Origin of the sequence: Methanosarcina sp. UBA289, from assembly GCA_002496565.1 — an archaeon.
GTDB lineage: Archaea > Halobacteriota > Methanosarcinia > Methanosarcinales > Methanosarcinaceae > Methanosarcina.
In genome coordinates, this window is record DAKJ01000009.1 from 16,388 (window position 1) to 40,826 (window position 24,439).

Consider the following 24,439-nt stretch of genomic DNA (forward strand, 5'->3'; position numbering starts at 1 on the left):
TTTTTAAATAACAAGGATAAATATAATTAAAGAGGAATATATAACATAATTGTAATGGATAATCGTAATAGAATTTCAGTTAAAAGATCTCAAAAGGTATTTCATAAGGGTGTTTTTCCTCATAAGAAACTCCCCCAAGATTTAACTCAAGGTTATTGACAGAACTGCTTTCTACCGCATTTCTGACAAACCAAACATTCACAAGTTAACCCTCAATTCCATTCATATTTCAGTTAGTAACTCTCAAAATTTCTAAGCAATCATCTCTTAAAAAGTCCAGCAGACTTAGATTAACTGTTATTTCTGAGGGAATAATACGTTTTCTGGTTCAGAGGAATATTACAAAGAGATTAAAACTGACACTCAGATTTCACAAATTATTCAGCTTACTAAGATACCTCGATTATATCCAGATGAGGAGTTCAAATGAAAATAAAAGTAAATCTCATATCAGGAAGAACCGCCGCCCAGGGTGCAAATCTGGAAGCAAAGACGCATAAAGGTTATTTTGATGCCTGTGCTTACTGTGAACTTAGTCCCGTTGATCTTGAGAGACTAGGAGCCTCCGAAGGAGATAGTCTGAAAGTTAACACTGAATTTGGGGATGTGGTGGTCTTTGCAAAGACAAATGAAGGAAACCCGGAAGGCCTTGCCTTTATCCCAATGGGCCCATGGGCAAACGCAGTGCTTAGCCCTGATACACACGGCTGCGGAATGCCCGGGTTCAAAGGCGTCCCTGCAGAAATTGAAGTTACAGATGAAGAACCTCTGGACATGAAGTCTCTGATGAAGAAGTACATAGAAGCTTGAAGTCCAGAGGAGTAAAAAGTTTGCACTTCCAACAAAATCCGAGAGCCTGAAAAATTCGGAGGAAAAAATATGCCAGTAATTAAAGACGCAGTATGCTCCCTTTGCGGATCTCTTTGCGACGATATCACAGTCACTGTTGAAAACAACAAAATTACAAAAATCGAAAATGCCTGTATTCTCGGACATAGTAAGTTTGTAGGTATGCTCGAGCATGACAGGATAGAAACTCCTATGATCAGGAAAAATGGGGAGCTTATTCCAGTCTCATATGAAGAGGCAATTGAAGCTGCCGCCAAAATTTTGGTAAACTCCAAGAGAACTCTTTCTTACGGCTGGTGTTCTACCTCCTGTGAAGCAGTCAGTGGGGCCATTCAGCTTGCCGAAGAAACCGGCTCAGTTATTGACTCCACAGCAAATGTATGCCATGGACCAACGGCCCTTGCCGCCCAAGAAAAAGGATCTCCTTCAGCCACTCTGGGAGAGATAAAGAATAGGGCAGACGTAATTATATTCTGGGGCTGCAACCCTGTGCATGCTCATCCAAGGCATATGGTCCGTTACTCAAGTTTTTCAAAAGGTCTTTTTACCGAGAAGGGACGGAAAGGCAGGAAAATGATAGTTATTGATGTTAGGAGAACTGACACCGCAAAACTGTCTGACAAATATGTAGAAATCGAACAGGGATCAGACCTGCTCCTGGTCACTGCTCTTCGTTCAATTGTAAACGGGCATGAAGATGTCATTCCGGAAACCGTTGCAGGCGTCCCTAAGGCTGAAGTTATTGAGCTTGCAGAAACTCTAATGAATGCAAAGTTTGTCTGCATTTTCTTTGGTATGGGAGTCACACAGTCTCGCTCAAAGTACAAGAACGGAGACGCTATGTCTTCTTTAATATCAGACCTTAACCAGCACACAAAAGCTGTAATGATCGGAATGCGCGGACACTATAATGTCACTGGTTTTGGGCAGGTGGCAACATGGGAGACCGGTTTCCCAATGGCGATCGACTTTGCAAGAGGATATCCCTATTATAATCCTGGAGAAACAGGAGCAAATGACATTCTTGTACGTGAAGAGCCGGACGCTGCAATCATAGCTGCAGCTGATCCAGGAGCCCATTTTCCTCAGAAAGCCGTCAGGCATCTTGCAAAAATCCCTGTAATTCAGATTGACCCGTATCCTAACCCTACGACTGAAATTGCAGATGTGGTGATCCCGGCAGCCGTTGTGGGAATAGAAGCAGAGGGAACGGCTTACCGTATGGACGCAATTTCTCTCCGCATGAAGAAATTAATTGATTCAAAATTCAAAACCGACGAAGAAATCGTAAAAGATCTGACTGCAAAGGTCAGGGAATTGAAGAGAGGTGCATGAAGATGTCGGAAATCCTGATTAAAAATGCAAGCGTCTGCGACCCTGCACAGAGAATTAACTGCGAGACCATGGATATCTGCATTAAGGATGGAAAGATCGTAGAAAGTGTCTCTGCAAACGCAAAAGTTATTAATGCAGAAGGCAGGCTCACGATGGCAGGAGGCTTTGATGGGCATACCCACAGCGCCGGCAAAATTAACGTAGGGCGTTTCATTAATCCTAATGATTCGAGAAAGAATCTTGTTCCAGGGCTTTCGGGTCAGGTTGCACGTACCGAAAAGACAAGAGCACAGGTAGGATACAATACTCCAAACACCTATGCAATCGGATACAGGTACGCAAAACTCGGGTATACTACAATCTGTGAAGCTGCAATCCCTCTTCTTGCCGCAAGGCATACCCATGAGGAATTCAAAGAAATCCCAATTCTGGACAAAATGGGACTCTCTCTTTTTGGAAGCAACTGGCAGGTCATGGAATATATTCGAGACAAGGAGCCTGAAAAGCTTGCAGCATATGTTGCCTGGGGTCTTAGAGCTTCGAGAGGTTACGGAATAAAAATCGTAAACCCAGGCGGAGGAGAAGCCTGGGGTTGGGGAAAGAACGTTAGTGGACTCTACGACCCTGTCCCGAACTTTGATGTAACTCCAGCCGAGATCCTCATGAGCCTTGCCGAAGTAAATGAGCGGCTGAAGCTTCCCCATTCCGTACATGTGCACTGCAACAACCTCGGAAAACCAGGGAATTATGCAACTACTATAGAAACCATGAAGCTTTTTGAGAAAGTTAAACCTAGCCGGGATAGGCAGGCTCTCCACGTAACCCACGTGCAGTTCAATGCCTACGCAGGTACGTCGTGGAGGGATTTTGAAACAGGAGCTCCCATGGTTGCAGACTATATAAATGGAGCAAACCACCTGACTTTTGACCTTGGGCAAATTATCTTTGGTCCTGCAGTAACCATGACTGCAGACGGACCTGTAGAATATGCAAACGCGAGGATGATGCACGAGAAGTGGAGCAACCAGGATATAGAACTGGAAGATGCGTCCGGGGTTGTACCTCTGTTCTACTCTCCAAAGAGCTTTGTAAACGCAGTGCAGTGGGCAATAGGGCTTGAACTTGCCCTGCTCGTGAAAGATCCCTGGAAGGTTATGTTTACAACCGACAGCCCGAATGGCGGTTCTTTTGTGAACTATCCTGAAGCCTTCACTTACTTGATGAGTGCAAAAAGAAGGGAGGAAGTTATCTCTGGCTTTTCCAAGATGGCTCTTGACAGAATGGTTCTGCCAGGAATAGACAGGGAACTTGATTTCTACGAGCTTGCAATCATGACAAGGAGCATCCAGTCAAAAATGTACAGCAGGCCCGAAAAAGGGAACCTCAAACCAGGCTCCGACGCCGATATTGCGATATATGACATCCTTCCAGGAAAGATAGACCCCTCGACAGAGTACGAGAAAATGAAGAAAGCTTTCTCAGGTGCAGCATACACGCTGAAAGACGGAGAAATTGTCGTAAAAGACGGAGAGATAGAAGCTACTCCGAAAGGCAAGATATACTGGGTAAACGCAAAAGTTCCCTCAGCCATCGACAGCGCAATGCAGAAAGACATAGATGTAAAATTCAGGAAGTACTATACAGTGAGCAAAGCCAACTATATGGTTGAAGATGTGTATCTCCAGAAGCCTGTTGAAATTACCACGGAAGGGGTGTTCTAAATGCAGATTGTGAAGCTTTCCCTAAAAGAAGCAAATAAAATCCCCATAGAAGCCGACAACATAAACCCTGACAACTTTGCAGGCAAGACCGAAGAAGATATAAAGACAATTCCGGTCTGGTACGGGAACGGCCAGTATCCTCTTGGCGATTTCTTCAATGTAAAGGTAGAAGGGAGCGACTCAGTAGAAAACGTAAAGCTTGTTTTCGAAGGCGATGTTGCAAGAGTAAAGCGCATTGGACAGAACATGAGTGCAGGAGAAATAGAAATCAACGGCAACGTGGACATGCACTGTGGATTCGGTATGAAAGGCGGGAAGATTATAATCAATGGCGATGCCGACAGCTGGCTCGGCTGTGAGATGACAGGTGGAGAAATCATACTCAATGGAAATGCTTCTTACTACGTAGGGTCAGGTTATAGGGGAGAAGCCTGCGGCATGCGAGGAGGGAAAATTACCGTCAATGGCAATGCCAGAGATTACCTCGGTGAGCATATGTGCGGAGGAGAAATACTCGTAAAAGGCAATGTAGGACTCCTTCCTGCAATCTCAAACAATGGAGGGAAGATAATAATTGAAGGCAATGCTACAATGCCTGCAAACGAAATGAAGAACGGTATGGTCATTATTAAAGGTGAGGTATCCGATCTCCTACCATCTTATAAAGAAGAAGGAACAGAAGAGATTGAAGGAACTGTCTACCGAAAGTTGGTTGGCGATGTTAATGTCGGTGGAAAAGGAGTATTACTTATAAGATAAAACAAAATCGCTCCCATTGAGCAGTGATATTTTGAGATTCTAATGTAAAAATCCCTAAAATCTGTTTGTCAGCGGGTGAGAAGTATAAACGGAGCAAATAGGAGAGTTCTTTATCTTACACGCTTTCAGCTTTTTTAAAGTTAATATCCACTATATTTCTTTCAACTAACTTTTTCCTCAGCTTCATTTAGAGCGTATACTAAAAATAATCTGAAAAAGAATTAAAAGAAAAAAAGAATAAAAGGCATTACCCTTTCTTGAAAATATATTAGTATCCTGTTGCTTCTGCCAGCTGTTTTACCAGAGAGCTATCAGCAGTACTTCCGGTAACCACGAATACATGGTTTTCGTTACTCCAGATATAGGTATACCTGGGAGCCTCGTTTCCTGCAATTGTGACGTAGTCTGCAATTCTCACAGCTGAATGTCCATTAAATGACTCTTCGACAAAACGGGAACCATTTGCTAATGGCTTGAAGGAAGATTTGTATGCATCTATCAGATTAGTTGCAGCCTCAGCATTTCCAAGCTCGATTACATCTAGATAGAAATCAGAGTCATTGTATTTGTACATTCCTTCGGATCCTCCAACGACTTCTGAAACATTCTCTGCATTGTAATCGATTTTGATATCAGATGCATCAAGAGGGACAGATCCAATGTATTCAAAACCTGCAGGAAGGTTTTCAAGCTTACTAATGTCAGCACTTTCAGCAGAATTTGCATTCGCTTCTGAACTGCTTGAGTCTGTTCCGCCAGATATGGGTTTGTTAAGCTCGTTAGTGTCAGCTGCATTATCAGCATGATTTACGTTCGTTTCCGGGCTATTACTTGGCTCTGTTACATTTACTGCGGGCTCGTTAAGCTCGCTAACGTTAGCCGTACTTTCAGCAGGATTTACATTTTCTCCCGAGTTATTGGGCTCTGTTCCATTGACTGCGGAATTATTGTCGCCTACGCAGCCTGAAAATGCGACCGTTAAAACCACAAGTGCAGATATTAAAGCCACCATTTTTTTCATAAGCTTCACCTAAAATCTGTATAATCCTGGAAATAACTATCAATTTAAAACCGGGATTCAAGAAGATCGCTTGAATTAAGAAATCCGTAAATAAAAAGGTATCTGCGAAAAGAAACTAAAAAAGAATTAAAAGAAGGGTTAAGAAAACCCTTCAATTAGAAAATTTAGTTGTTCCTCCTGACGATATAGACAACTGCAAGGAGTCCAACAAGTCCGAGAACAACTCCGAATCCTGGGGATTCTTTGCCGGGTTCAGTTTTATTCTCTTCAGTTGGTGCCTCTACAGAGGTTTCTCCCGGAGTTGCGGGTGTGTTATCATCTGGAGTTTCGATGGTTGCATTATCATCAGATGGTTCGGTTTTGTTGACAGATTCAACGCTAGTGTTATTTTCAATGCTAGTGTTGTTTTCGTCACCGATAGTCCTCTTAACGAATGGATAGTACCTGAGTTCACTGGCAGGGGTGTCAGCGATCTTGAAGAACATTCCCTCACCAATTTCCTCATCGGAGTCTCTGGTCAGAGTGAATGTATCATCATTGGTGATCCTGAGGGATTCTCCCTGTACGGAAACATCGTTGAGTTCGCCGAATTCATCGTCAGATTCGATCTTTATGGCGTTTGCGTAGTCAATGAGCCAGAGACCTTCAATCTGGGCAATGCTGTCGACTGCACCCTGGAAGACCTGGTTGACATGGACTTTCAGGACAACGACATCGTCTTCATCCTGGATGTCATCAAGTTCAACGTCCCAAGTGTTGTCACCGGTTCCTCCAACACTGACGATTTCATCATCTACATATTCTCCGTCCTTGTTGAACTGGAGCCAGACTTTCTCACCGTCAACATCGACCTGCTTGGCTTCAAGAGAGTATCCTTCACCGAGGTCAAGGGTTTCGCCGGTTCTGATGGTGTACTTGTCATCGCTGTCAAGAACGAGCTTGGCGAGCTTGTCAGCACTGTTGGCTTTCAGTGGGATGTATTCCTCTGCAAAGAAGCCAATAATTGGATACGTGTCCCAGCCAGCAGCTGCATTTTCATATTCGTAGTCAACGTCCTTAATGGAGGTAGTGTAGACGAGGCCGCCCTTTTCAATTACATTGCCATTGAGTTTAGAGACACTAAGTTCTTCTGTTTCAACATTGTCATTAATGTCGTAGTAGAAGCCTGCAAAGCTGCTTGCGTTCCAGGTGGCTTCACCATTGGCAACACTTCCTCTTATTTCATAGGTGCCAGGCTCAGTGAGTTCCTTCATGATATAGAACCTGAGCACGTTGGATGGAGTATCAGCTACCTTGAAAGCCAGGCCTTCAGCGAGTTCATTTGTGCTGTCCCTGGTCAGAGTGAAGGTGTCTTCATTGGTAATTTTAAGGGTTGGGCCGTTGATGGAAACATCGTTGAGTTCGCCGAATTCATCGTCAGACTCGATCTTTATGGCGTTTGCATAGTCAATGAGCCAGAGACCTTCAATCTGAGCAATGCTGTCGACTGCACCCTGGAAGACCTGGTTGACATGGACTTTCAGGACAACGACATCGTCTTCATCCTGGATGTCATCAAGTTCAACGTCCCAGGTGCTGTCACCGGTTCCGACTGAGATAATCTCGTCATCTACGTATTCTCCGTCCTTGTCGAACTGGAGCCAGACTTTCTCACCGTCAACATCGACCTGCTTGGCTTCGATAGAGTAGCCCTGTCCGAGGTCAAGGGTTTCGCCGGTTCTGATGGTGTACTTGTCATCGCTGTCAAGAACGAGCTTGGCGAGCTTGTCAGCACTGTTAGACTTCAGTGGGATGTATTTCTCTGCAAAGAAGCCGAGCAAGCTGTAGTTGTCCCAGCCAGCAGCTGTATTTTCATATTCGTAGTCAACCTGCTGAATCGTAGTAGTATATACGATTCCGTTCTCTCCAATTACGTTGCCTTTGTTATCTGCAACTTTTTCAATGGAAAGACTTTCAGTTGTGACGTTATCATCAATGTCGTAGTAGAATGCTGCAAAGTCAGTAGCATCGATTGTAATACCGTCGCCAACAATGTCTTCGATATTAGAGCCGTTGAACACAGGACCGCGGATCTCAACTGCGTCTTCTGCACTTGCGGCGGATGCAAATACAGTAAGAACCATGAGAGCAGCCAGTGTCACTGCTGCGAATCTCTTCATTTTATTGTTCCTCCATGTTTGTTAAGATATGTCGTATGTAAGAAGAAGTGTCGGGATCAACACTTTAAGGGTTTCACCATTCTTCACCAAGTCAGACTTACCATATTTCGTCGATTGCCGAAGAGGATTTCATTCCCTCCTTATCCCTCTAAATTGGATTACAAGTGTTCTATAAAATAATTGCCTTATTAAATCTTTTGTGGTCTGTTTCAGGGAAATTAAAGGGGAAAAGCGCAAAACAACGATATAAATAACGGTAAATGTCGAAAGAACTCTGGTGGTATATTCGTCAGGAGTTAAGTTAAAAGATAAATTAGAAATACTTATAAAAGATTATCGAAAAAAGATACTATAACTAGAGATATTTAGGCAAAGTAATTTCAGATTATACTAATTTTAAAGATCTCTATTCAGTAAGCTTATCCAATAATAGATTTAGAGTTTTTAAAACTAATAAAGTTCTTGTATATGGATAAGGTTTCGATTCAACCGGTTTTATTAACTATACTAATTTTCAAGAAAAAGATTCATATTCGTTTCTGAAGGAAAAGATATCAGTAGTCCAAAAAGATCTAATCCTTAAAATATTATTTCAATCAAAACATGTATTCAGTCACCAAGATGCTAAGTACTGGGAAATTTTGTATAGAAACTGATTTAAAATTGGCAAAGTTACAATGTGTTTTTAAGATAACTTTAATATTTATAATAAGCGCATATATTAAATTTAAAATATATTTAAAAAAGAGTTTTTATGTAACCTCAAGAGAAAATGGCATTATTATTAGAAATCGACGATATAAAAGAGATAAAATATAAAAAAAGAAAAACATAAAAAGATAATTATAAGATTCCACCGAGTTAGAAAAAGAAAAAAGCCTGAGATATTATATGAATATAAGAAGAGACATAATATTATCAGACTCAATATGACCAATTCATAGAGTCAAGAGAATAAATAAGATCATATTCATAGAGTTAAGCCCAAAACCCAGAATAAATATTTACCTAGATACCGAGTTGGAATAATCAATCGAGCTTCTGATAAGGAAAATCGTCTGAAAAATTCATAAAGAAATATGATTGGTTTTGGATGAGCTCATAATTAATATAGAACTCTAAAAACACGAAGGGGAATTTGCTTTGAAATATGAAACTGTTATTCAGGATGTCATATGTAGGATAAAAGCCATCAAAGGCGTGGAAGATACATATATTTTGAGTGAAGAAGACAAAGAAAAGATTTTTGAGCTTGAGAAAAAGGCTGAAGGAGCAGTCCTTATGGGACTTGGTGTTGGAGACAACCAGGGAATAAAGGAAGTCTTCAAACGCCAGGTAATCATAGCTTTTACAACTAATATGAATTATGTCTGGCCCGAAGGGCCCAATGTATTGCTTACGCAGTATGGAGAAAAGGTTGGGGAAGACATTTATGATCCTGAAAAACTTGAGGAATGTGAGAAATGTAAAGATACGCTGGTGATGGGTAACTTTGTGATCTACAAGAGCGCGGTACCTAAGCCAAAGGATGCAAAGAAAGAACCTATAACTGTAGTCCTTCCTCCCCAGAAATGCAAGGATGTGGAATGTGTAGAAGGTGTAGCCAATGTTGTACTCGCATCTCCTTCTACTCCATCGGATGAGTACATCAGATCTGTAATGGATCTCAAACCGGCAGTAGGACTCGGAACTTTTATTATAGGATTCGATCTCTGTTAAGTAATCGACCTGTAAAAACTTACTGATAAAAATGAGGTAGACACCGTACAGTAAATATTAAGTTACCGTTTTACCTGCATTAAATATAGAGCTAATCCCAGAATCGATTTAACTGCTATATAAATATGAATTTTCAAACTCACGTAATGATCCTAAGCTCTCAATTGATTATCCACAGTTTGATTTGATAAATCATTTTGAGCTTTGGGATCATCTTAAGCACTATCAATAAGATCAAGTTAAGTGACTTTTCTAAACCATAAAATATTTTTAAAGCTCTAAAATTGATTTTTGTTTTGAACTACCATAAGAATGAAAAACCGGAATCCATAAACCGGAAAGATGGAACTTGAGATGAAAGAAGATGATTATAATAAGGCCTGCAGAGAAATCCTTGAAAAAGTACTTGCAGGCGAAATAGAAAACGAAAATCAGTTAAATAAGGCAAAAAAAGACGTCAGTAAGTATTATCATCTGGCCAGTCTTCCCAGGAATGGAGATGTCATAATTCAGGGATCAAACGAAGAGCAGGCAAGAATTAAAGAATTTTTGAGACGGAAGCCTGTAAGAACGATTTCTGGAGTTGCAGTAATTGCTGTAATGACCTCTCCGGCTCCATGCCCACATGGAGTTTGTCTTCCTTGTCCTGGTGGGCCTAACTCCGCTTTCAAGTCACCCCAGAGTTATATGGGAAGGGAACCTGCAGCCATGCGGGCGATCCAGCATGAGTTTGACCCTTACTCCCAAGTTGAATCCAGACTTTCCCAGCTTAAAGAGATCGGCCACGATGTAGAGAAAGTGGAACTAATAGTTATGGGGGGCACGTTTTCGGCACGCAGTCTCGATTACCAGGAGTGGTTTATTAAACGCTGCCTTGAGGCAATGAACGATTTCACAGGTAAAGAGTGGAGAGAGAGAGCCTGGAAAATTGGGAAATCTTTACCTTATATTCCTCTTGAAGAAGTACAGAAAGCCAATGAAAAGACTGAAATTCGTAACGTAGGAATCACATTCGAAACGCGTCCGGATTGGGCAGGAGAAAAACATGTCGATGAATTCCTCAGACTGGGAGGAACTAAGGTAGAGCTTGGGGTGCAGAGTGTTTATGACTTTGTGCTTACCCGTATGCAGAGGGGACATAGCGTTGCAGAAATTGCTAGGGCTAATCAGGTATTAAGAGACAGCGCGTTCAAGGTTGGGTTCCATATGATGCCTCATCTGCCTGGCTCGGATTCAAAGCTGGACTTCAAAGGTTTCAAAAAGCTCTTCGAAGATTCTCGCTTCAAGCCAGACTATCTCAAAATTTACCCTACCCTTGTAACCGAAGGAACTCCTCTTCATAGGCTCTGGGAAACAGGAGATTACGAGGCTCTTTCGGACGAAGAAGCTGCTGAACTGATTGCAGAGATAAAGGGTATTCTGCCTAAATGGGTAAGACTCCAGCGTATCCAGCGGGATATTCCAGCTTACCAGATCATTGCTGGAGTCCGAAAAAGTAATCTCAGGCAACTTGCAGAAGAAAAGCTGAGGGAAAAAGGAGGAAAGTGCCACTGTATCCGCTGCAGGGAAGTAGGACACACTGACCTTAAAGGAATAAAGATAAATCAGAAGGACATCGAGATGACTGTAGAAACCTACGAAGCTTGCGGAGGTAAAGAGCATTTCATCGCTTTTGAAGATCTTGCTGCAGATGTTCTGATCGGATTTACACGCCTCCGCTTCCCTAATGCACCTCACCGTCCGGAACTTCAGGATACCGCCCTGATAAGAGAACTGCACGTTTATGGCTCCATGGTACCTATAGGAAAAGGAGCAAAGCAAAAGGAGTGGCAGCACAGAGGATATGGAAAAGAACTTCTGGAACATGCAGAAAAGATAGCTTATGAAAGCGGTTACCGGAAACTTGCCATTATTAGCGGGATAGGAGCCAGAGAATACTATCGGAAATTTGGGTATAATCTTGATAATGTATATATGACAAAAGATTTGAAAGATTAAGACCTGCAACCTCAGGCAGGTTACTAATTTTTAATAAGGACTCTTCTGAAATCTATAAGCTTCAGGATTAATAATGAAGCGTTTCGAGCTGAAGAGTCATCCTTATGATAAGAGTTTTGTCTGAAAGACTTCTTTGTAAAATAGATATTATGCATTAAAGTTTGCAGAAAAATATTAAATAATTTGGTGTTTTATATATGGGTTCTAAATAAATAAAATATTATAAAGTAAAGAATAAGTATTAGTAAGAATAAACGTTCTATTTCATCAAACTCCTTTTAAAATTCCCAGAAAAATTTGCTCTGAAAAAAGTTCTTTGAAATGATTGTCATACTGGAAATAGAAGAAATAGAGTGAAAAGATCCAGTTTTTTCTTTAGCTAACTATATAAGATAAAATTTAAGAATTAGGAAAATATGGAAAAACGTTTATAAAAAATTAAATACTATATGCTCATAACATAACAAAAAACCTTAAGTATAAATATTAGGTTTTGAAAAAAGAATTGAAATTCTGGAATTTCAAAAGAGTTTCTAAAACAAAATAGTTGAATTTTAAAATCAATAAATTCAAAAGATAAAAATAAATAAATAAATAAATAAATAAATAAATAAATAAGTAAATCTAATAAATATAAAAATTAAAGAACTTAAAACAAATCCCAAAAACATAAAAATGTTAGGAGTCCTGGAGACCCTATAAATCCTAAAAAGACTCCTAAAAATTCTGAAGCTTAAAGAAACCCTGAAGAGACTCTAAAAGAACTCCAAATAATTCCGGAAAGCTTCTGAAGAGACTCTGAAGATTCTAAAAATTAAAGCATCCCTAAAGAAACCCTAAAAGGCTCTAAAAAAGCTAAAAATACCTGGAAAAATGAACGGTGATAAAAATGAAAATTAGAGTTGTAAGTTCAAAAGAAGAGATAGACACTTTAAAGCTTGATGAGGAAATCGTCCATCTTGCATTCAGACCATCCAACAAAGATATTTTTAAACTCATCCTGAAGTGTCCAGAGGTAAAAGCGATCCACATCCCAAGCTCATACAAGAAAACGATTTCCAGTTCTGCACAAATGTATCTTTCCATGCAGAATATTGCTTTACTTGAGGGCGATGTATGGGGTCACAGAAAAGACATCAATGAGTATTCTGAAATATCCCAGCATGTTTTTGACCGCATACAGGAATTAAAGGAAGAAGGGCTTTCCGAAGAAGACACCATTGAAAGGCTGGTAAGAGAAACAAGACTCAGCCCGGACTTTATAAGCTTCATTATATCAAATTAAAAATCATGTAATCCGATCAAATCTTGGTCGGTATTTACTTTTTTGAACAGCTGTTAAGCTAAAGGCTTACCAGCCTCCTGATTTTTAATATACAATCCCGAATCCTTCAGGTGAAACTTTAACTTGGTTGATTCACTTTAACTTGTTTCTCTGAGAAGAAATCATATATAAGATGGAATAACTTTAAAGCTTACCAATAAAGAAACAAAGGAACATTGACTCTGATATCATCCCGGCTAAAGTCTTAGAGATTTTACGCTTTATATTTAAAAAATAAGAAAACATCTGACATAATTACTTAATTTTCATTTATTATTATAATGATATATGTGAGAATCTCTTTCTTGAGTACTCTTATTTATCATGATTTATATTTATAATATATTATCAGTGAGATTATATTTATATACTTATGATATTGTATTATTCTCTGCGAAGTAATTTAATCCTACCCTATATTTCAGGCAAGACTTCGATGTTTTTAACAGGGGTCAAGAAGTCCGAGATTCTTGAGTGGTCAAACAATTGACATAATCCATCCAGGAATTACGTCCTGAAAATGAAAAGCACAAGAGAATATGTTTCTCAATGTACTTTTACAGAAGTGAAAAATAGATGTTCGCTAAACAAGACAAAATTGTAGAACAAATCTGTGAAATTCCGGTTACCCTTGGAGATATATCCAAGAGCATCTTTGGGGGTATAAGCACACAAAACAGTCTACTCCACAGGCTTGCCCTTCCGGAGGAGGGCGGTTCCGATTCGTATTATCTTTGCGAAGGCCTCTGTAGGCCTGTATTTTTAGAACCTGAGCTTGTATATCCTTATGTATCAGGTGCATTTTCTGAAAAATTTGCGTTTCGCCCTTCACCTTACCGTTTTATGCTGCCTTATGAATTATCATCCGCTCCGGGGAAAAAGAAAGAATACAAGGTAATTCCGCCCGAAGAACTCAAGACAAGATTCCCTATGGCTTACGAGAGAATTCTGGAATTCAAAAGAAAGTTCCGTCATGATACTTCCCCCCTTAAAACTGCAGACTATAGTATTAAAGGCAGAAAATTTCTGGAATACTTTAATACTCCGAAGATTATTGCTACTGAAGGCTATCATCTTCAAGCTGCATATGATGCTGCAGGGAATCATATATTTGAGAACGGGTGTGGCATTGTTCTCAAGGATCCTAGCAGGTATGCCTATATTACTGCAGTGCTTAATAGTTCGATTGCAAGGCTCTTTCCTTCAGTCTGTAAGTCTGAAATGATGTACTCTAGCTACACAGCTCCTGTAGTGATTAAGCGGTTCCCAATAGTGTTTCCTGATAACAGGCTAACCGAAGACCTCATAAATACTGTCTCCAGTTACCTTGTCTTCCTTAACAAGGAGAAGTATGCAAGGGATTACGGAGTTCCAGAATGGCTAAGGGAACTTACAGTTTTCTACGAGCAGATTTCAAACCTTCTAGTTCTGGATACTTATTTCGTAAATGACCTTGATCCGGAGCTGATGAATGCCCTTGAAGAAAATATCCACCCCTATGCTGGAGATATGAATTCTGAAGAAAATGATAGCATTCTGAGCGCACTGTATTATATAAAGCAGCAGATTCTTGAAGTTGCAAACTCGGAAAAGTCCAAATTTAATATGGGACTGCCTGGAATGCTCAGTTTCTCTCCAAGTAGTGGAGAATTCTGAGACTCCCTTTTTAATTTATATCTTAAAGAACAATGGATTTACTTCTATTCGCTCAAAGAACGGTGAATTTATTTTGCCGAGAATCTTTTACATTTCTATCTTACATTATTTTACATTTAGATTTATATCAATAAGTTTATATATTTTGGCTCACCCTAATTCAGGGGGTAAAAGTGCTCTCAGGGTAGAAAAGTTAGTTTTCCGGTAGAACAGTTTATACCAAGACACCTTTGTTGCTTTAATGGATGAATTCAGAGCTCTATGCCGCAGGGGTCTGGAAGCGATCAAGCGAGTTATTCCTCCTTAATACTCGAAAATTCTTAAAATGGGTCGCCCTGAGAGGATTTTAACCTTAATTGAGCTGAAATTTTCAAAAAATAATTATATAGGAGGATTTAAAGATTATTTTCTTGAATCTAATTTATCCATTCTTCTTTTGTCCTTGACTTTCCTTTTGCATCGAATGCAATCGGTTTTAACCTGTGTATCGAAAATCTTCCATATACTTTCTTACTTAATACATATATTTATATACTCGGGCTTTACGTAATAATTACAACACTTTATTTTTTTTAATTTCGTTTACTTAGCCCTCCCGATTCATTTGATATTGATTCATAGAAGGAAGGTAGTCTTATCGTCCTGCAAATTCACACCGCTGCATTTCCCTACATGGGGGCATTAATATTTTCAGCGCTTATATCGACTTTACTTGCAATCAAAGCATACAAAGCTTTTAATTACCGCAGGATGTATTTTTCAAAATATTTTGTACTTATTATGTTAAGTATGTCTCTTTGGTCCGTTAATTACGCCTTTGAAGTCGGACTTACGGACATTAAGTTCAAATATTTCTTTGCCCGGCTAGAGTATATTGGGATTGCTGTTGCTCCAGTAGCGTGGTTTCTATTTGCAGCTGAATACTCAGGGGTATATAAGGAATTTGTAAGAAAGCATCAGAAAGCCTTTTTCATATTTCCTTTACTTATAATCCTTTCAATGCTTACAAATGGCCTTCATAAAACGTATTTTGTAAACTATTATCTTGACACGTCAAAGGGTTTTCCTCTTCTTGTAGTCATGCATGGGCCTTTTTTCTGGATATTTTATATATATTCTTTTATTTTAATTCTGCTCGGTATTTTTTTCTTCTTCAATCAGTTTGTCCATCTAACTGCACCATACAGAGCTCAGGCAGCAGTCGCTCTCATAGCAGTCTGCATTCCAGTCATAGGGAATATTCTCCATATCGCAAATATAGGTCCTTTTGCATTCCTTGACCCAACTCCGTTTACATTTACAATTACAGGGTTGATTCTCTTCTGGGGCATCATGCAACACGAGTTTCTCAATATTATTCCGATTGCAAGGGAAAATGTAATTGAGTCTATGAGTGATGGATATATCGTAGTAGACCTTGCAAACTCCATCGTGGACATCAATAAGGCTGCTCTTGAACTGGCAGGGAAAACAAAAAAAGAAGTTATAGGAAGAAACTTAAATGAGCTTTTTGGGGATGAAGTAGAAATTCCTCAGAGTGAAGCTAATGAAGGCAATTTCAACAAAGAAATTTCCTTGAAGAATGGGCTTGAAACGAAATTCTTCACTCTCAGTGTCAGCCCCCTTATGACAAAAGATAATGCAGAGGGCAAGCTGCTAATGATACATGACACTACTGAAACATATCGACATCAAGAAGCTCTGAGACAGGCTAACAAGAAGATAAACCTCATGAGCAATATTACCAGGCATGACATTCTTAACCAGGTGAATGTACTTTCCGGTTACACTGAATTAATTTCCGAAACTCTTCCGGAAAATACCAAAAACGATCCTAGAATAGAGAAATATCTAAAAAATCTCAATAAAAGTATTGAGACGATCCACAGCCAGATTGTTTTCACCAAAGACTACCAAGAACTCGGAGTAGTTTCTCCAATCTGGCAATCCGTAAGTAATACAGCAAGAGAAGCATCTTTTCCTTTCTCTGGCCAGAGCTTGAAGTTTTCTATCGAGAAAAGCGCAGTGGAAATCTATGCCGATCCTTTGCTTAAAAAAGCCTTTTACAACCTGTTTGACAATGCAAGATCACATGGAGAACATGTAACTGAAATCAGTGTTAGCTCCCGCAGAAGTGCTGATAATCTTGTAATAGAAGTAAAAGACAATGGCATAGGAATTTCTCCTATAATGAAAGAGCTGATTTTTGAAAAATCCATAGGGAAAAATACCGGGCTTGGACTTTTCCTTGTCAAAGGCATTCTTTCCATTACAGGCATGGAGATTAAAGAAACCGGAGTTCAGGGAACAGGTGCGACGTTTGAAATTACAGTACCTCCTGGAAACTGGAGAGAAAATCCTTCCCAATAAAATAAATATATATTTAAAAACCCCAAGTTAAAGACAAGAGCAAGATTTTTCATATCAAATCCATTACATCAAATCCATTACATCAAATCCATTACATCAAATCCATTATTTATTTCGCTTTTCTCATTTGTATATTTTTATATCTTTGTTTCATATACTATCAGACCAAAAAATTCTCCTAAAACCATTAACTCAGCCGATAATTACATTCTGGTGACAAAAATGAGTAAATTTACCCTGAAAGAGAGGTTTGAAAAAACACTCAAAGGAGAGGCTTTAGATATTGTTCCTGTCTGTTCGGTAACCCAGACCGGCACTGTTGAATTAATGGAAATTACTGAAGCATACTGGCCCCAGGCAAATTACAATGCCGAAAAGATGGCTATGCTTGCACTTGCAGGGTATGAGGTTGCAGGATTCGAGAATGTACGCTGTCCTTTTGATACTACCGTGCTTGCAGAAACGCTTGGGTGCACGGTAGATGAAGGAAGTATAGATATACAGCCTTATGTAACGGATTTTCCCTGTAAAAGCAAGAAAGATGTAAAGAATATAACGGTTCCGGACTCTCTTCTTGAGAGTAGGCGGACCTCGGTAGTGCTGGATGCAGTTGAAATTTTGGATGAAAACGTAGGAGAAAACGTACCTGTGGTTGCTGGGGTCGTAGGCCCTGCCGGACTTGCCTCCATGCTTGCAGGAATGAGAAATTATCTTATGTGGTTTGTGACGAATCCTGAAGTTGTTGAGGAACTCATGGGAGTTCTTACTGATGCTTGTATAGAATATGCCAATGGATTGTTTGAAAGAGGCGCACATGCCATAACCCTTATAGATTCTGAAGCTGGACCTGATATTATTTCCCCTCAAATGTTCGAAGAATCAGTCTTTCCACTTTACAGGAAATTCTGCAGGAAAGTAAAAGGCCTGAAAGTCCTTCACATGTGCGGCGATGCCACCGCTGTTCTTGACCCACTTGCAGATGCAGGATTTGAAGGAATAAGCATTGAAGAAAAAGTAGGTGTAAGTTTCGCAAAAGAGATTACAGGCGATAGGGTACGTCTTATAGGAAATGTTTCTCCGTCCGATACCCTGCTGACAAAAGGGCCTGAAGCAGTTATGATTGAAGCTACTGCCTGCCTTGAGGATGGAATTGATATTCTTGCTCCAGGATGCGGACTTGCTCCTCATACTCCACTTAAGAACATAAAAGCGCTAATCAGGGCAAGAGATAATTACTTTTCACAGTGAATTTTCGTTGAGAGAATCGGTAAATCTCTTTAAAAAGGAGCTTTCTTTCGATCTCTTTCCTTTATATTTTCCGAACCTCGAAAGCTTATGAATGCTGCAGAAGCCAGTATAAGGGCACAGCCTGCAAGCATATCGAAAGAGAGTCCAACTCCCAGTACTGTTATATCGAAAAATACCCCGCTAACAGGTTCTATCAGAGCAAGAAGGCTCCCAGTTTGGGCCTTGAGATTGGCAAACCCAAGTATCGTAAATATTTCTCCAAAACCTATTGATACTATCCCAAAGGCGATAAGCACTTTCAGGTTGCTATACAGAATCTCAGGAGAAGTCTTGAGTGCATACGGGCTTAGCAGCAAAAGGGCGATTCCCATAGGCCAGAAAATGATAGCAAGCTCCGGGTATTCTGCTTTCAGAATTTTTACGTTCATAATCAATGCTGCAAAGATCACTCCTGAGAGTAATCCAGCTGCAATGCCGAGAATATAGGTGCCTGTAAGTTCAATGCCCGAAAGGCTATCTGGCTTTACGATAAGGAATACTCCTGTAACTGCTATAAAGAGGGCAATTATACTTTCCTTTCCGATTTTCTCCTTCAGGACAAGAGGAGAGGCAAGCATTACATAAACAGGAGCTGTGTACTGGAGCAGAATGGCAATAGAAACACATGTAATTTTTAGGCAAGTAAAGTAAAGCAGCATGCACATGACAACAAGCACACCTTGCAGGAAAAGGCTTCCTTTCCTTTTCTTCAATCGCAGGTCTGAGATTTTCCCCCTGCCAGCTATATAGATAAAAAGAAACAGCAAGCCAAAAAATAGCCTGTAGAATATTATGGGAGTTATGGCCATATCATGGATACGATCTATGAAAAGTCCGTTCATGCCATAGAATATGCAGCCTGCAATTACTGCCAGATGCGGCTTTTTGCCCTTCAGGAACATTTGAGACGGATATGCCTGTAGTATTTATATACCTGCTGGAAAAGTCATAGAATGAAGCCTGAAATTCCAGAGTTTTCTATAGGAGTAATCAGTTGTTGGCTGATCTAGTTGACCTTAAAAATTCCTGTGACCCGGGTAAAACTATGGCAGAAAATAATTCGAAAGCAGTTAGGGACCTTATACCTGAAATTCTAAAACTTTCAGGCAGGGAATGCATGATCCGTGAGCTTTCACTCCAGTTTTCTTCCTGAGCTTGAAAATAAGCTTGAAGAGGAACTGAAGGAATATCTTGAAAGCAAGGAGCTTGAGGAGCTTGTCGACCTGCTTGAGGTAATTTACAGAATAGCAGAACTCAGAGGTTCTTCAAAAGCGGAACTTGAGGCAATAAGGCAGCGGAAAAAACAGGAAAAAGGCGGATTTGAGAAAAACCTTATCTTTCTTAATCCATCCGAAGATAGTTTTCATCCATAATTACACTCTGCTGATTCTACCAAATCTAGGACTGTAGTTTTCAAGCCTGAGGACGCGGCAGTAATTGAGAAAAAGGGGATGAAGATGAGAATCTATACCACTGAAACCGAGTCAGGAAATGCCGCTGTACTCTATCAGGAAACACAGAAAGGGCACATAGAGGAATTCCTGCATGAGAAAAGTGATTTTATCTATTATATCCTTGAATGCAGTGGGGTCTGGATAGTTGAGGACAGAGCGTTTGAGGTTCGAGCCGGAGACGTTTTTCCACCTATTGGATAAGTTACTGGGGCATCCGGTCTGAGTGCAAACTTGAATAATGAAGTTAAAGCCTTTCAAGCACTACTTTATTTTTTGTCTGGTCTTTTATTCTTTTAGTGAACTCATCTTCAAGCTCCTCTCTTACAAGGAGAATGAATTCTACTGTATCCGAATACATTTCTTCCTGAATTTCTGCGTATTTTTCTATCAGGTTTCTTACTTTCTGGCTTTCCGCATATCTCAGACGTATTCTTAATCTGACTTGCTCGAAGACTTCAATAACTTCAGCCTCTTCAATAGCAGCAAGTGCCGTATCCCGGTATGCTCTCGAGAGTCCCCCGAAACCCAGTTTTGTTCCCCCGAAATACCGGGTCACGACCACAACCACGTTCAGGATTTCTTTTGATTCGAGTACTTTAAAAACAGGCTTTCCTGAGCTGCCCGCAGGCTCCCCGTCATCATCGTATTTTAGAGCAAAAGAGTTATTTTCATTAATAAAATAAGCCGAAACATTATGGTTCGCATCGCGGTGTAATTCCTTTATATTTCTTATGAAAGCTTTTGCCTCAGCTTCATTTTCCACAGGTCTGGCATAACCTATGAACAGGGAATTTTTGAATTCCTTCTGAGCCTTCCCACAGCCTTTGAGAGTTCTGTAACTTTTCAGTGTTTTATCCTCAAACCGCTTTAAGATTCTGTCCAAACCGAGTGTTTACAGGTTTGCGCTTACTCAACGGAGGGATATTACATCCCATTTAAATACTTTTCTCCGCAAAATGGTTCTCCTATTTTAACCTTTATGCATATATTCGCCTTCTAATATTTATTTCAGGTATATTGGGAAAAGATTGTATATATGGAGTATAATTAATCAGATATTTCAAAAAATTTTCTGATTTGAATATATTTCATAAAAAAATGTCCAATCTTGCGGTATTAGTTTTTTACCAAATCGAAAAGTTTTAATGTTATTGGCTGGTCATGCATAAATATCTCATATGAAAATCTCATAATTTTGTATGAGCTGGGTGTAAAAAAGGAAGAGAACTTTAGAGGTATTATTAATGAAAAAAATGTTAAGGATTATGGCAATGCTCCTTATTATTGCTACTGTTGTCTTTGCAGCTGGCTGTGCTGAGTCTGCTGACACAACAGAAGAAGGAGCTGCAGAAGAAGTGACTGATGAAGCCCCAGTAGCAGATGAAGCTGCAGCCGGAGATGAAGCTGTAGTAGAAGAAACTGCAGCTGAAGTTGCAGATGAAGACAATGCAACTGAAGTAGTCGTTGAAGACGACAACGCAACTGAAGATATTGCAGCTGAAGATGTCGCTGACGAAAACGTCACTGACGAAGACGTCGCTGACGAAAACGTCACTGATGAAGATGTCGCTGACGAAGATGTCGCTGACGAAAACGTCACTGACGAAAACGTCACTGACGAAAACGCTGCAGATGAAGATGCAGAAGAAGAATAAACGGTTTAATTCAGCAACAGCGTAAAAAAGGAATTATCCAAGTAGCCTTTTAAAAGGCTACATTTTTAGTTTTTAAATATAATTAGAAATAAGTTGAATATCTTTAGAAATATTTAAACGTGATTGTCTTCTCTTTTTTTATTACTGTCGTCTGAGAATACATAGATAATTATTAAATTAAGTTTTAATAAAAACTAGACTCAAGGCGATTGAAGCTAATCCTATGACTTTTTGTGTTTCATATTCCTCTGGAAGAATATAATTATCAGAGTAGATAATTATAACAGATGAATTATTTATTTTATATTGTATTAAACAAATGACATTTGAGGTCTAAGTTTGTCTCTTTTAGCCTCCTATCTTCATCACGCTATTGCCGTATTCCCCAGTCTGTTCAATCTTTTCCCTCACATGACTGCCCTTAAAAATGTGGCTCTTGCCCTATAAAAGTTAGAGGGCTTTCTAAGAAAACGCTTACGATCGTGCTCGTGATCTCCTGAAAAAAGTAGGGCTTGAAGACAAAGCCGATGCCTATCCCAGTTCCTTATTTAGAGGCCAGCAGCATAGGGCCGCAATCGCCCGAGCTCTTGCAATGCGCCCGAAGGTTATGCTTTTTGATGAACCTACATCTGCCCTTGATCCAGAAATGGTAGGCGAAGTCTTAAACGTTATGAAAGATCTTGCAAAAGAAGGTATGACAATGATTGTTGTAACTCATGAAATGGGTTTTGCCAGAGAGGTAGGCGACCGAGTACTCTTCATGGATGACGGTGTCATAGTTGAGAAAGGCACACCTAAGGAAGTCTTTTTTAATGCTCAGAATGAAAGGACGAAATCATTTTTGAGCAAGATTTTGTAATGGCAGGTGTAAAAAATAGAATTTTTACATATAGCAGCCTCTCATTTTTACCTTGGGTGAAAATAAATTTCAGGTTTTGGATTTGTATATATTAAAAACAATTATTTTTAAATAGATATTTAAATTTATTTTCATAATTTTTATGTAATAGTTTTCCTTATTTACCGCCATTGTTATTGAGGCTACAATATGACAGAAACCCTAAAAGCCTACTTTGACCTTATACGTGCTCACTTTCTTCCAGCATGGCCCCTGGTCTTCTGTTCCGGGTTAGTGCTTGCTTTTGCTAATACCGGCGGATTTTCCTGGCCACTAATAATTAAAGCTGCTCTGATAGGCCTTTTTGGTTTCGAAGCTGGACTCGTGCTTAATGACTACGTAGACAGAAACAGGGACAGGCTTGACGTTGAGAATACACTTACCAGATACTGGAGACCTTTCAAAAGCCGGCCCATTCCGTCAGGAAAGATCTCTTCAAAAAACGCCTTCTTGCTGTTTATCCTGTTTGCAGGAATTGCTTCAGCTCTGATTTTCACGCTTCCCTATCCGAATTCGCTCTATGTCTTTTTGATAATGCTGTACTCTTATGGTATTGAGGCTTTTTACCAGATTAAAAAACGAAACCAGAAGTATCCTATCGCGCAACTCCTTGGCAGGACGGATTTAACCCTCTTTCCGGCGGCAGGTTATCTCTGCTACGGGCAGTCTGACATGACAATATTTCTCTATATTATTTTCCTCTATCCCTGGACAATGGCGCATCTGGGCTTGAACGATTTTATAGACCTGAAAAACGACCGGGCAAGAGGCATGAACGCTATAGCCGTCCTTTACGGCGCAAAAGGGGCCATGTACTGGATTACAGGCTTTACGCTTCTCCACTTCTTTACAGCTATTTTCTTCCTCAAAGAGCTTGGGGATATTGCCTTTTATGGTTTTCTTGCAGGTTTTGTGCTCCTTGCAGGGTCAAACCTTTACATGTGGAAAGAAAAAAGTCCAGATGCCGGAATGAAAATACTGCCTGTTTACCATGGGACTCTTGTAATTTACGCGGTGTCGATTATTCTAGACTTCATATACTGAGTCATTCTAGTATACTGAGTTGGAAAAAATAGTGTTGCCAAGAAGGTATCCTGGAGTTTCTTTTTTCCCAACCTGTTTTCTCAGTTTTTAATTTCTCAATTTTTGATCATTTTCCGAGTAAAATACTGTTAGTTTCTTTATTCCCGTTACAAAAAGTATAAACATATAACTTACTTTTATATTACTTGGGGGAAAGGGGCACGAAAGAAACCATAAAAGCCTTGATAGATCTGACAAGAGCTCACTTTTTTCCTGTCTGGATTTTGCTTTTCTCTTCAGGCCTTGCACTTGCTTTCGAGAATTATGGAGACTTTTCCTGGCCAATTACTTTCAAGGCCGTTTTGATCGGGGTTTTCGGGTTTGAAGGCGGGCTTGTGCTCAACGATTTCGTTGACCGGAAAAAAGACAGACTTGATGTAGAGGGTTCCCTTACAGCCTACTGGAGACCTTTCAAAAGTCGCCCGCTTCCGTCTGGAAGGATTTCCCCTAATTTTGCTCTGATAGTTTTTTTGCTTTTTTCTGGGCTCACGGGATTGTTAATGTTTACATTACCTTATCCGAACTCCTTTTACGTATTCATCGCAATGCTTTCATCCTGTATTCTTGAATATTTCTATCAGATTAAAAGAAAGAAACAGAATTTCCCTATAGCCCAGCTTGCAGGAAGAATGGATTTTACGCTTTTTCCGGTAGCAGGCTATCTCTGCTATGGGCAACCTGATATGTTAGTACTGCTCTACCTGCTCTTTTTTTATCCCTGGACGCTTGCCCATCTTGCAGTCAATGATTTCATTGATACGGAAAACGACAGAGCCAGAGGAATAAAATCAATTCCTGTACTTTATGGCACTGAAATAACTTTACTTTGGATATCGAGTTTTACGCTTGTGCATTATTTCACGGCATTCCTTTTTTTAAAACAACTTGGAGATATTGCATTTTACGGCTTTCTGTCAGGGTTTTTGGTGCTCGGGTTTGCAAATTATAAACTCCTTAGAAAAAAAAGTCAAAAAGCTGGACTGCTTGCTCTTTTCCTATATCATGTTTCACTGGTGATCTATTCAATCTCGATTATTCTTGATTTTATTTTTTAACCCAGTATGACCTTTTTTCATTATGGTTCATTCTCAATCTGGCTCTTTCTCAGTCTGGGTCTTTCTGACCCCCTCTCCCGCTCTTTTCGGTTTCTT

At 39.8% G+C, this 24,439-nt stretch carries 21 protein-coding genes and 1 pseudogene; 17 read left to right on the forward strand and 5 right to left on the reverse strand.

The window, feature by feature from the left end; translation table 11 throughout:
- Positions 1 to 79: 79 nt before the first annotated feature.
- Positions 80 to 202, reverse strand: coding sequence for a hypothetical protein (locus BP549_RS02905; RefSeq protein WP_292377991.1), 123 nt, complete (start codon positions 200 to 202; stop codon positions 80 to 82).
- A 224-nt stretch (positions 203 to 426) separates the two neighbouring features.
- On the opposite strand from BP549_RS02905, the gene BP549_RS02910 reads away from it, so the two are divergent.
- The 4 genes from BP549_RS02910 to BP549_RS02925 all read left to right on the forward strand — a co-directional run bounded on the left by BP549_RS02910 (position 427) and on the right by BP549_RS02925 (position 4,664).
- Positions 427 to 810 carry a molybdopterin dinucleotide binding domain-containing protein gene (locus BP549_RS02910; protein WP_292377992.1) on the forward strand — a complete coding sequence of 128 codons (384 nt, stop codon included), beginning with the start codon at positions 427 to 429 and terminating at the stop codon, positions 808 to 810.
- Positions 811 to 879: 69 nt separating this feature from the next.
- Entirely contained in the window at positions 880 to 2,184 is a 1,305-nt protein-coding gene (locus tag BP549_RS02915; protein ID WP_292377994.1) for a formylmethanofuran dehydrogenase subunit B, read from the forward strand.
- On the forward strand, positions 2,181 to 3,905 hold the full coding sequence (locus tag BP549_RS02920) for a formylmethanofuran dehydrogenase subunit A (protein ID WP_292377996.1): 1,725 nt from the start codon (positions 2,181 to 2,183) through the stop codon (positions 3,903 to 3,905). Before BP549_RS02915 ends, BP549_RS02920 begins: the two co-directional genes overlap by 4 nt.
- A complete protein-coding gene (locus tag BP549_RS02925; protein ID WP_292377998.1) occupies positions 3,906 to 4,664 on the forward strand; it encodes a formylmethanofuran dehydrogenase subunit C in 759 nt (252 codons plus the stop codon).
- Between the two features lie 268 nt (positions 4,665 to 4,932).
- Here BP549_RS02925 and BP549_RS02930 read toward each other — a convergent pair whose 3' ends face one another.
- Both BP549_RS02930 and BP549_RS02935 read right to left on the reverse strand, forming a co-directional pair.
- Positions 4,933 to 5,685, reverse strand: coding sequence for a hypothetical protein (locus tag BP549_RS02930; RefSeq protein ID WP_292378000.1), 753 nt, complete (start codon positions 5,683 to 5,685; stop codon positions 4,933 to 4,935).
- 164 nt (positions 5,686 to 5,849) lie between these two features.
- Positions 5,850 to 7,844 carry an S-layer protein domain-containing protein gene (locus tag BP549_RS02935; RefSeq protein WP_292378002.1) on the reverse strand — a complete coding sequence of 665 codons (1,995 nt, stop codon included), beginning with the start codon at positions 7,842 to 7,844 and terminating at the stop codon, positions 5,850 to 5,852.
- A gap of 1,143 nt (positions 7,845 to 8,987) precedes the next feature.
- Between BP549_RS02935 and BP549_RS02940 the strand changes: the two genes are divergently transcribed.
- From BP549_RS02940 to mtaA, 6 genes are all read left to right on the forward strand, one after another.
- Complete coding sequence (locus BP549_RS02940; RefSeq protein ID WP_292374406.1) at positions 8,988 to 9,563, forward strand: hypothetical protein; 576 nt, start codon at positions 8,988 to 8,990, stop codon at positions 9,561 to 9,563.
- A gap of 354 nt (positions 9,564 to 9,917) precedes the next feature.
- Positions 9,918 to 11,561, forward strand: coding sequence for a tRNA uridine(34) 5-carboxymethylaminomethyl modification radical SAM/GNAT enzyme Elp3 (locus tag BP549_RS02945; RefSeq protein WP_394339058.1), 1,644 nt, complete (start codon positions 9,918 to 9,920; stop codon positions 11,559 to 11,561).
- Positions 11,562 to 12,450: 889 nt separating this feature from the next.
- Positions 12,451 to 12,846 (forward strand): DUF1699 family protein, encoded by a 396-nt coding sequence (locus BP549_RS02950; RefSeq protein WP_292372411.1) that lies wholly within the window; start codon positions 12,451 to 12,453, stop codon positions 12,844 to 12,846.
- Between the two features lie 615 nt (positions 12,847 to 13,461).
- The gene (locus BP549_RS02955; RefSeq protein ID WP_292378005.1) at positions 13,462 to 14,541 is read left to right on the forward strand and encodes a hypothetical protein; all 1,080 of its coding nucleotides are present in this window, start codon (positions 13,462 to 13,464) and stop codon (positions 14,539 to 14,541) included.
- A gap of 672 nt (positions 14,542 to 15,213) precedes the next feature.
- Positions 15,214 to 16,911, forward strand: coding sequence for a histidine kinase N-terminal 7TM domain-containing protein (locus BP549_RS02960; protein ID WP_292378007.1), 1,698 nt, complete (start codon positions 15,214 to 15,216; stop codon positions 16,909 to 16,911).
- A gap of 222 nt (positions 16,912 to 17,133) precedes the next feature.
- Positions 17,134 to 18,159 (forward strand): methylcobamide:CoM methyltransferase MtaA, encoded by a 1,026-nt coding sequence (gene mtaA / locus BP549_RS02965; protein ID WP_292378008.1) that lies wholly within the window; start codon positions 17,134 to 17,136, stop codon positions 18,157 to 18,159.
- Positions 18,160 to 18,188: 29 nt separating this feature from the next.
- Here mtaA and BP549_RS02970 read toward each other — a convergent pair whose 3' ends face one another.
- Complete coding sequence (locus BP549_RS02970; protein WP_292378010.1) at positions 18,189 to 19,100, reverse strand: DMT family transporter; 912 nt, start codon at positions 19,098 to 19,100, stop codon at positions 18,189 to 18,191.
- Positions 19,101 to 19,195: 95 nt separating this feature from the next.
- On the opposite strand from BP549_RS02970, the gene BP549_RS02975 reads away from it, so the two are divergent.
- The 3 genes from BP549_RS02975 (at position 19,196) to BP549_RS02985 (ending at position 19,853) form a co-directional block, all read left to right on the forward strand.
- Positions 19,196 to 19,351, forward strand: a complete 156-nt coding sequence (locus BP549_RS02975; protein WP_292378012.1) for a hypothetical protein — start codon at positions 19,196 to 19,198, stop codon at positions 19,349 to 19,351.
- Positions 19,323 to 19,571, forward strand: a complete 249-nt coding sequence (locus BP549_RS02980; RefSeq protein ID WP_292378015.1) for a hypothetical protein — start codon at positions 19,323 to 19,325, stop codon at positions 19,569 to 19,571. Before BP549_RS02975 ends, BP549_RS02980 begins: the two co-directional genes overlap by 29 nt.
- A gap of 84 nt (positions 19,572 to 19,655) precedes the next feature.
- The gene (locus tag BP549_RS02985) at positions 19,656 to 19,853 is read left to right on the forward strand and encodes a hypothetical protein (RefSeq protein WP_292378018.1); all 198 of its coding nucleotides are present in this window, start codon (positions 19,656 to 19,658) and stop codon (positions 19,851 to 19,853) included.
- Positions 19,854 to 19,896: 43 nt separating this feature from the next.
- Here BP549_RS02985 and BP549_RS02990 read toward each other — a convergent pair whose 3' ends face one another.
- Positions 19,897 to 20,535, reverse strand: coding sequence for an IMPACT family protein (locus BP549_RS02990; protein WP_292378020.1), 639 nt, complete (start codon positions 20,533 to 20,535; stop codon positions 19,897 to 19,899).
- A gap of 361 nt (positions 20,536 to 20,896) precedes the next feature.
- Between BP549_RS02990 and BP549_RS02995 the strand changes: the two genes are divergently transcribed.
- The 4 genes and pseudogenes from BP549_RS02995 to BP549_RS03015 all read left to right on the forward strand — a co-directional run bounded on the left by BP549_RS02995 (position 20,897) and on the right by BP549_RS03015 (position 24,343).
- Positions 20,897 to 21,307 carry a hypothetical protein gene (locus tag BP549_RS02995; protein ID WP_292372395.1) on the forward strand — a complete coding sequence of 137 codons (411 nt, stop codon included), beginning with the start codon at positions 20,897 to 20,899 and terminating at the stop codon, positions 21,305 to 21,307.
- Positions 21,308 to 21,700: 393 nt separating this feature from the next.
- A pseudogene (locus BP549_RS15765) lies at positions 21,701 to 22,166 on the forward strand (amino acid ABC transporter ATP-binding protein); the annotation flags it as partial.
- Positions 22,167 to 22,355: 189 nt separating this feature from the next.
- A complete protein-coding gene (locus BP549_RS03010) occupies positions 22,356 to 23,249 on the forward strand; it encodes a prenyltransferase (protein ID WP_292378024.1) in 894 nt (297 codons plus the stop codon).
- 185 nt (positions 23,250 to 23,434) lie between these two features.
- On the forward strand, positions 23,435 to 24,343 hold the full coding sequence (locus BP549_RS03015) for a UbiA family prenyltransferase (protein WP_292378027.1): 909 nt from the start codon (positions 23,435 to 23,437) through the stop codon (positions 24,341 to 24,343).
- The last annotated feature ends 96 nt before the right edge of the window (positions 24,344 to 24,439 follow it).